This window comes from Streptomyces spongiae, assembly GCF_009377185.1.
Taxonomy (GTDB): domain Bacteria; phylum Actinomycetota; class Actinomycetes; order Streptomycetales; family Streptomycetaceae; genus Streptomyces; species Streptomyces spongiae.
The window spans coordinates 41178-49032 of record NZ_VJZC01000019.1 but is presented as its reverse complement, the minus strand read 5'-3'; the positions used below and the strand labels follow the sequence as shown (position 1 = coordinate 49032).

General features: G+C 68.8%; 9 protein-coding genes. 7 read left to right on the top strand and 2 right to left on the bottom strand.

What is annotated here, in order from left to right; translation table 11 throughout:
• Positions 1-47: 47 nt before the first annotated feature.
• On the bottom strand, positions 48-248 hold the full coding sequence (locus tag FNH08_RS05315; protein WP_152770064.1) for a hypothetical protein: 201 nt from the start codon (positions 246-248) through the stop codon (positions 48-50).
• Positions 249-1115: 867 nt separating this feature from the next.
• On the opposite strand from FNH08_RS05315, the gene FNH08_RS05310 reads away from it, so the two are divergent.
• From FNH08_RS05310 to FNH08_RS05280, 7 genes are all read left to right on the top strand, one after another.
• Entirely contained in the window at positions 1116-2459 is a 1344-nt protein-coding gene (locus FNH08_RS05310) for an ABC transporter substrate-binding protein (RefSeq protein WP_152770063.1), read from the top strand.
• Between the two features lie 82 nt (positions 2460-2541).
• Entirely contained in the window at positions 2542-3501 is a 960-nt protein-coding gene (locus FNH08_RS05305) for a carbohydrate ABC transporter permease (RefSeq protein ID WP_152770062.1), read from the top strand.
• Positions 3498-4379, top strand: a complete 882-nt coding sequence (locus FNH08_RS05300; protein WP_152770061.1) for a carbohydrate ABC transporter permease — start codon at positions 3498-3500, stop codon at positions 4377-4379. Before FNH08_RS05305 ends, FNH08_RS05300 begins: the two co-directional genes overlap by 4 nt.
• Positions 4380-4458: 79 nt before the next feature.
• Positions 4459-5493, top strand: a complete 1035-nt coding sequence (locus FNH08_RS05295) for a zinc-dependent alcohol dehydrogenase (protein ID WP_152770060.1) — start codon at positions 4459-4461, stop codon at positions 5491-5493.
• Between the two features lie 164 nt (positions 5494-5657).
• Positions 5658-6464: a DeoR/GlpR family DNA-binding transcription regulator gene (locus FNH08_RS05290; protein WP_322723746.1), complete on the top strand. Its 807-nt coding sequence runs from the start codon at positions 5658-5660 to the stop codon at positions 6462-6464.
• On the top strand, positions 6461-7198 hold the full coding sequence (locus tag FNH08_RS05285) for an HAD family hydrolase (RefSeq protein ID WP_322723745.1): 738 nt from the start codon (positions 6461-6463) through the stop codon (positions 7196-7198). The genes FNH08_RS05290 and FNH08_RS05285 overlap by 4 nt, the downstream gene beginning before the upstream one ends.
• Positions 7199-7285: 87 nt before the next feature.
• Positions 7286-7672, top strand: coding sequence for a luciferase domain-containing protein (locus FNH08_RS05280; RefSeq protein WP_152770059.1), 387 nt, complete (start codon positions 7286-7288; stop codon positions 7670-7672).
• Between the two features lie 3 nt (positions 7673-7675).
• Here FNH08_RS05280 and FNH08_RS52990 read toward each other — a convergent pair whose 3' ends face one another.
• Positions 7676-7807 carry a hypothetical protein gene (locus tag FNH08_RS52990; RefSeq protein WP_265579746.1) on the bottom strand — a complete coding sequence of 44 codons (132 nt, stop codon included), beginning with the start codon at positions 7805-7807 and terminating at the stop codon, positions 7676-7678.
• Between the last annotated feature and the right edge of the window lie 48 nt (positions 7808-7855).

The window sequence follows — 7855 nt, the reverse complement described above, 5'->3', positions numbered from 1 at the left end:
CCCCTGGATCATCCGATCCAGGGGCCCGCGGGTGGGCAGCCTGTCGCTCAGTGAGCGGCGGTGGCCTGGACGCTCCCGCCCGCCCCAAGACCCTCGGGCGAGGCGACAGCCAGGAGATCGGCGCAGACGTCCGCGAGCGGCGTCTCAAGGAAGAGGCCGCCGGACACGCCGCCCGCGAGTCCGCCGGAGACGGTGTCCAGATCGGCGTCGGACATCTCGGCCGTTGCAACCTGGGGGGTAACGATCATGACGCGCTGTTCCCTTCGAATAAGCACTTTTGGATGACGGAGTTCGCCCGGCCCCACCATCGGGAACCATTCCCGGCGAATTTCGCCATGCGCAGGATCCAAGCACGTCGGCGGTGAGAACGGCCAGCCGCCCGAGGTTCAAACGGGACCCGTGCGCAAGCCGACTTCACCGGTGTGACCGTGCAATGACCGGCGATACCGACTCCTTCACAGGGCCTGCCGTCACGCTGCACCCACGACTGTTGCCACCGATTCCCAAGGGCGGACACTTCCACGCCAAGGCCATGGGACACCGACACGATGGTGAGGGCTGTTCAGGTTCGGTCCGACGGCCGGTGGACAGTGTGCAGGTTCACGGGATTTTCGGCCGACAGCCACGTGCGCGCGCACCCGCGCCCTGACGAGGAGCCACGGTCGGCTTCGGGCTGCTCCTCGAAGAGGAAGTGTCCGGACCCAGCCTGCGGAGCTACGCGAAGATCCGGAGCCGGGTGTCAGGCGCCGAGGCCTCGAGGAGTGCCGCCCGCAGCTCACCGCAGGGCCGCCACCTGGTCATCAGCCACCTCGACGGTGGCCCGATGCGGAGGAGCGAAGCAGTCCCGCACCTCCTTGCGAGACGACGTGACGATAGATTCAGGGAACTTTTCTCGCAAGATGTGTTAACAACGGCGCAGTCTCCTGATAATAATTCCGCCATCGATATCGCGCCCGACACCCCAGGGCGCCGCAACCGCATCCCCTCCCCCAGCCGAGCCTCGGTCGAGGTCCCGACGAACCGCGCTGAGCGGCTGCTCCCGACGAGCGGTGCCGCCGTGGGAGCCCGAGCCCCCCACGCCGTATCCCGAGCCATCCGTACGAGAGGTCCCCGTCATGCGATCGACCAGATACGCCCTCATCGCCGGCGCCGCCGCCACCGCCTTGCTCACCACCGCCTGTTCCGGAGCCGGAGGATCCTCGGGCGGTGGCAAGAGCATCAACGTGCTGATGGTCGGCAACCCGCAGATGGAGGACATCGCGAAGCTGACGAAGGACACGTTCACGAAGGACACCGGTATCAAGGTGAACTTCACGGTCCTTCCCGAGAACGAGCTGCGCGACAAGGTCACCCAGGACATCGCCACACAGGCCGGTCAGTACGACGTCGCCACCATCGGCGCCTACGAGGTGCCCATCTGGACCAAGAACGGCTGGCTGCACGAACTCGGCTCCTACGCCGACAAGGACGCGAGCTTCGACAAGGCCGACCTGCTCAAGCCGATGGTGCAGTCGCTGTCCGGCTCCGACGGCAAGCTCTACGCCCTGCCGTTCTACGGCGAGTCGTCCTTCCTCATGTACAACAAGGACGTCATGAAGGCGAAGGGCATCACGGTGCCCGAGCGCCCGACCTGGCAGCAGATCGCCGACATCGCGGCCAAGGTCGACGGCGCCGAGCCCGGAATGCGGGGCATCTGCCTGCGGGGACTTGCCGGTTGGGGCGAGCTGGGCGCACCGCTGACGTCCGTGGTCAACACCTTCGGTGGCACCTGGTTCACCAAGGACTGGAAGGCCCAGGTCAACAGCCCGGCGTTCAAGAAGGCGACGAACTTCTACGTCGACCTGGTCAGGAAGCACGGCGAGGCGGGAGCGCCACAGGCCGGCTTCACCGAGTGCCTGAACGCCATGAGCCAGAAGAAGGTCGCGATGTGGTACGACGCCACCAGCGCCGCCGGTTCGCTGGAGGACCCCAAGTCCAGCAAGATCGCGGGGCACGTCGGCTACGCCTACGCACCGACCGTCGAGACCAAGAGCAGCGGCTGGCTGTGGGCCTGGGCGTGGGCCATGCCCAAGACCACCAAGAACGCCGACGCCGCCTCGAAGTTCATGCTGTGGGCCTCCAGCAAGAAGTACGAGAAGCTGGTCGGCGACAAGCTCGGCTGGTCACGCGTCCCGGCCGGCAAGCGGGCCAGCACGTACGAGATCCCGCAGTACCAGAAGGCCGCCGCGTCCTTTGGTGACATCACCCTGAAGTCCATCGAGGGAGCCGACCCGGCCAACCCGGGCATCCAGCCCAGGCCGACCGTGGGCATCCAGTACGTGGCCATCCCCGAGTTCCAGGACCTGGGAACCAAGGTCACCCAGGAGATCTCCGCCGCCATCGCCGGCAGAACCAGCGTGGACAAGGCACTGAACGACGGCCAGAAGCTCGCCGAGAACGTCGCCAAGAACTACCGGTGACCCCCACGAACCGCCCGGCCGGCCCTCCCCCGGCCGGGCACCGTTCCACTCCTACCCGGCCGTCACTGGCGGAGGAACTTCCATGACCACGCTCACCGCTCCCCCCAAGACAGCACCACCAGCCGCCCGTCCCCGGACCCGCTCGGGCACGGCCAAGTGGAAGCGCCGCATCCCGCTGCTGCCGGCACTGGTCTTCACGATCGTCGTCACGCAACTGCCCTTCGTGGCCACACTCGTCATCTCCACCTTCCAGTGGAACATCCTCAGGCCGGGCCAGCGGCACTTCGTCGCTCTGTCCAACTTCGCGTTCGTCTTCACCGACGAGCGGCTGCGCACAGCGGTGCTCAACACCGTCGTGCTCACCGCGTCGGTGGTGCTCGTCAGTGTGGTCCTCGGCCTCGGTCTGGCGATCCTGCTCGACCGCCGGTTCGTCGGCCGCGGTCTGGCGCGCACCCTGCTCATCGCCCCGTTCCTCGTCATGCCGGTCGCGTCGGCGCTGCTGTGGAAGCACGCCATCTACAACCCCGACTACGGCCTGCTCAACGGCACTCTCAACGCCGTGTACCGGCTGTTCGGGGCCTCCAACGGCCCCACGGTCGACTGGGTTTCCTCGTACCCGATGCCCGCCGTCGTGATCTCGCTGGTCTGGCAGTGGACGCCGTTCATGATGCTGATCCTGCTGGCCGGTCTGCAGGCGCAGCCAGGTGACGTCCTGGAGGCGGCGAAGGTCGACGGGGCGTCGGCCATGGCGACCTTCCGGCACATCACGCTTCCGCACCTGCGCCAGTACCTCGAGTTGAGCATCCTGCTCGGCACGATCTACGTCGTGCAGACCTTCGACGCGGTGTACACCATCACCCAGGGCGGCCCAGGCTCCCGGACGACCAACCTGCCCTACGAGATCTACCTGACCATGTTCCGCAAGTACGAGTACGGCCAGGCGGCCGCCGCCGGTGTCGTCGTCGTGCTCGGCTCGATCGTGATCGCGACCTTCGCGCTGCGCACCATCGCGTCGCTGTTCCGCGAGGAGGTATCCCGATGACGCACGCAGCAGTCGGCGCACCCGGCGCGCGGCTCAGGAAGCTGTTCCGCCGTCACGACCACGGCGGTGCGCCGCGGCTGTCTCCCCTGTGGACCTTCGTCGCCTGGCTGGCCACGCTGGCGTTCTTCGCGCCGGTGGCGTGGATGGTGCTCACCTCCTTCCACCAGGAGGCGGACGCGGCGACCAACCCGCCGACCCCCTTCGCCTCCCTCACCCTTGACCAGTACTCACTGCTGTTCAGCCGGGACATCACTCCGTTCCTCCTCAACTCGGCGATGGCCAGCGTGTTCTCGACGCTGCTGGTGCTCGCCCTGGCGGTGCCGGCGGCCTACGCGCTGTCCATCAAGCCGGTCCAGAAGTGGACCGACGTGATGTTCTTCTTCCTGTCCACCAAGTTCCTGCCGGCCATCGCGGCCCTGCTGCCGGTGTACCTGCTCGTCAAGGACGCCGGGATGCTGGACAACGTGTGGACGCTGATCGTCCTCTACACCGCCATGAACCTGCCGATCGCCGTGTGGATGATGCGCTCCTTCCTCGCCGAGGTCCCCAAGGAGATCCTGGAGGCGGCCGAGGTCGACGGCGCGGGCCTGCTCACCGTGCTGTGGCGGGTCGTCGCGCCGGTCGCCATGCCCGGACTCGCCGCCACCGCGCTGATCTGCTTCATCTTCAGCTGGAACGAGTTCATGTTCGCCGTGAACCTCACCGCGACGCAGGCGTCCACCGCGCCGGTCTTCCTGGTCGGCTTCATCACCAACGAGGGCCTGTTCCTGGCCCGGTTGTGCGCGGCCGCCACGCTGGTGTCGCTGCCGGTCCTGATCGCCGGATTCGCCGCTCAGGACAAGCTCGTACGCGGCCTGTCCCTGGGAGCCGTCAAGTGAGGGCCGCCGCGTCGTCGATCCCGGTCCAGCCTCGTCCCGCCACGGCGTGAACGCCCCAACCGAACGGAACTCCGCCACCATGACCCAGCAGATCCGCCGCGTGCTCGTCAGCTCCCTCGACGACATCACCATCGAGCACGTGCCCGCTCCCGTACCCGGGGACGACGAACTCCTGGTGCGTACCACGGTCGTCGGCGTGTGCGGCTCCGACACCCATGCGGCGGCCGGCCACCATCCCTTCATCGACCTGCCCTACCGCCCCGGTCACGAGGCCGTGGGCGTCGTCGCCGTGGCAGGGAAGGGAGCCGAGGACTTCGCCTCGGGCGACCGGGTGCTCATCGAACCCAACCTGTACTGCGGCCGGTGCCCCCAGTGCCGCTCAGGCCGCTACAACATCTGCCAGGAACTGAAGGTCTTCGGCTGCCAGACGCCCGGCGCCATGACCGACCTGTTCACCATCCCGGCCGACCGAGTCCACCGCGTCCCCGACGGCATGACCGACACAGAGGCCGCCCTCGTCGAGCCCCTGGCCACCCCGGTGCACGCCGTGGCGAAGGCCGGTGACCTCACCGGCCGCACGGTCGCCGTGCTCGGCGCGGGCCCCATCGGCCTGCTCACCCTCCTCGCCGCCCGGCACGCGGGCGCCGCCCGGATCGCCGTCACCGACCTGCTCGACGGCAAGCGGGAGAGGGCGCTGCGCCTGGGCGCCGACACAGCCCTGCCTGCCGACGCCCCCGACCTGGTCGAGCGGGCTCACGCGGCGCTCGGCGGTCCGGTCGACGTCCTCTTCGACTGTGTGGCCCGGCAGCAGTCCATGGCCCAGGCCACCGAGTTGGTGGCCAAGGGCGGGCACATCGTCGTGGTGGGCGTGGGAGCCGCAGGCCCGACTCCGGTGCGTCTGGACCTGGTGCAGGACCGGGAGATCCGCATCGAGGGGACCCTGATGTACACCGGCGAGGACTACCGCACCGCGATGTCCCTGATCGCCTCGGGCGCCGTGGACACCGCCGAGATCGTCACCGCCACCTACCCGCTGGAGGATGCCGCCAAGGCCTTCGCCGCGTCCGTCGACCCCGAGCAGGTCAAGGTGCTGGTCACGGTGGACGGGCCGTAGGGGCACGGTCACGCACGTATGTACGGAGGTGTGTGCGCACGTACGTCGTACGCCGCAGCCGTCGCCGTACGGCCGCTCCGGAGGCCGGAAGCCGGACGGGCCCCGGCCTCCCAGAGGCTGTGTGGGAAACTACGAGACCGGAACGACCGGGAAGGAGGGGCGCTGTGACCGCCCGTACGCGACTGTCACAGTCGGCCGTCGAGGAGCGGCGCCAAGCCGTGCTGCGGCACGTCGCCGATCACGGCGAGACCCGTATCGACGACCTCGCCCGGCACTTCGACGTCAGTCTGATGACGATGCACCGGGACCTGGACGACCTCGCCGGGCGCCATCTGCTGCGCAAGGAGCGCGGGAGGGCCGTCGCCTTCCCCGCCCTCACCATGGAGACGGCCACCCGCTTCCGTGAGAACAGCGCCCTCGCGGCCAAGAACGCGCTGTGCGCGGCCGCCGCCGACCGGATCAGGCCGGGCAGCACGGTGCTCATGGACGACTCGACCACCCTGTTCCCCCTCGCCCCCGCGCTGGCCCGGCTGGACCAGCTCCACGTCGTCACCAACTCCGTCGGCCTCGCGGAGCGTCTCGGGTCCGCACCCGGCGTGAGTGTGACCCTGCTGGGCGGCCACTACCGCGGCGACTTCAACTCCTGTACCGGTCCCACCGTCACCCGCGCACTGTCCCGGATCCGGGCCGACCTCGCCCTGATGTCCGCCACCGCCGTTCTGGAAGGCCGGCTCTTCCACCCGCTCAACGACTACGTCGAGGTGAAGCTGGCCATGCTCGCCTCCGCGGAACAGGCGCTGCTCCTGGCGGACCACTCGAAGTTCGGCAAGACCGCCACGTACGCGTACGGCACCGTGGCCGACTACCACGCCGTCATCACCGACACCGGCACCCCCGAGGCGGAACTCACGGCCATACGCGACCTCGGAGTCCCCGTCGAGACGATCGAACCCGAAGAGCCCTCCCTGTGATCCGTACCCTGTTCGAGACACCGAGCGCCTACCGCCCCACCGACGCCGAGATGGCCGCGCCCGTCCCTCCGGTCCAGGCGGTGCTGCTCGACTTCAGCAACACCATCTTCCAGATGATCGACCTGGAGACATGGCTGCGCCGGGTCGGCGCCGCCTGCGACCGACTCGCCGTGCTGGACGAACCCGGTGCGGTGACCGAGATCTCCGACCAGTTGCGCGCCGCCTTCCGGCTGCCCTCCGTCGTCGCCCTCCAGGAAGGCCGCGATCTCTCTTCCGAGCAGCACCGCCGCGCCATGCGGGGATGGTGGGGGCAGGTGGACTTCCTGCGCGGCGCGGAGGAGGCGGCCTACCGGGAACTCACCGCCCCGGACGCCTGGGTCCCCTATCCCGACACCGAACCGGTCCTGCGTACCCTGCGCGAGCGCGGACTGCGCGTCGGCGTCGTCAGCGACTTCGCCTGGGACCTGCGCACCCACCTCGCGCACCACGGGCTGGACGCCCTCGTCGACACCTGCGTCATCTCATACGAGCAGGGCTGCGAGAAGCCCGACCCGCAGCTGTTCGTCAAGGCATGTGCCGACCTCGGCGCCGATCCCCGCGCCTCCCTCATGGTCGGCGACAACCCGGTTCGCGACGGTGGCGCGGCCGCCTGCGGTCTGCGCACCTACATCCTGCCGGCGGAACACCGCACCGGTGAGCGCGGCCTGGGGGACGTGCTGCGGCTCGTGACCTGACATGAGTGGTGGGCGGGAGACCTCACGATGAGATGACGATCCGGCCGCGCACTGGTGGCTGATCGGTGACCGGGCGAGCATGGGCTCATGAACGCGGCACGTCGCGCCATGCAGCAACTGCAGACCTGGCCCGACCTCACGCCCGCCCCGGCCCGTTGCGGCAGGGGGCTGGCTCTGCGTACCGACTTGTGCGAGATCGTGCACTTCCACGACGAACGAAGCGCGGACCTTCACCTCACCGCCCTGACCATCGGGCACCTGGCCGCCGAGCTGGGGCGGTCGACGGCGATACGGGTGCTGCCCGCGTCACCGTGGGTGACCGTCCGCCTGGACTGCGTGACGGACGCCGACGTCCTGCTGAGTCTGACCAGCGTCGCGCTTCAGGCGCACAGCACGACGTCGTACACCGGCTCCGCGCCACAGCCGCCGTGCAACCTCAACCGGGTCACGATCGGGAAGGGTCAGGGGGACTAGCCCTCAGGCGGCGGTCGCTGCCGGGCGCCGCCCGGCTGTGTAGGTCTTCCAGAGCTGGATGAGCAGACGCATGACGATCGCCTCGAGCACGGCGACCGCCACTTTGGTCAGGAAGGGGGCGAGCAGGTGCGTCACAGCGGACGGCCTTTCTTGTGCGTGCGTGTCCGTACCGCTCCTTTGTCC

What these genes read in the sequence shown, in the direction of transcription:
- FNH08_RS05315 (WP_152770064.1), bottom strand. Translation starts at nt 248, where the DNA reads ATGATCGTTACCCCCCAGGTTGCAACGGCCGAGATGTCCGACGCCGAT.
- FNH08_RS05310 (WP_152770063.1), top strand. Translation starts at nt 1,116, where the DNA reads ATGCGATCGACCAGATACGCCCTCATCGCCGGCGCCGCCGCCACCGCC.
- FNH08_RS05305 (WP_152770062.1), top strand. Translation starts at nt 2,542, where the DNA reads ATGACCACGCTCACCGCTCCCCCCAAGACAGCACCACCAGCCGCCCGT.
- FNH08_RS05300 (WP_152770061.1), top strand. Translation starts at nt 3,498, where the DNA reads ATGACGCACGCAGCAGTCGGCGCACCCGGCGCGCGGCTCAGGAAGCTG.
- FNH08_RS05295 (WP_152770060.1), top strand. Translation starts at nt 4,459, where the DNA reads ATGACCCAGCAGATCCGCCGCGTGCTCGTCAGCTCCCTCGACGACATC.
- FNH08_RS05280 (WP_152770059.1), top strand. Translation starts at nt 7,286, where the DNA reads ATGAACGCGGCACGTCGCGCCATGCAGCAACTGCAGACCTGGCCCGAC.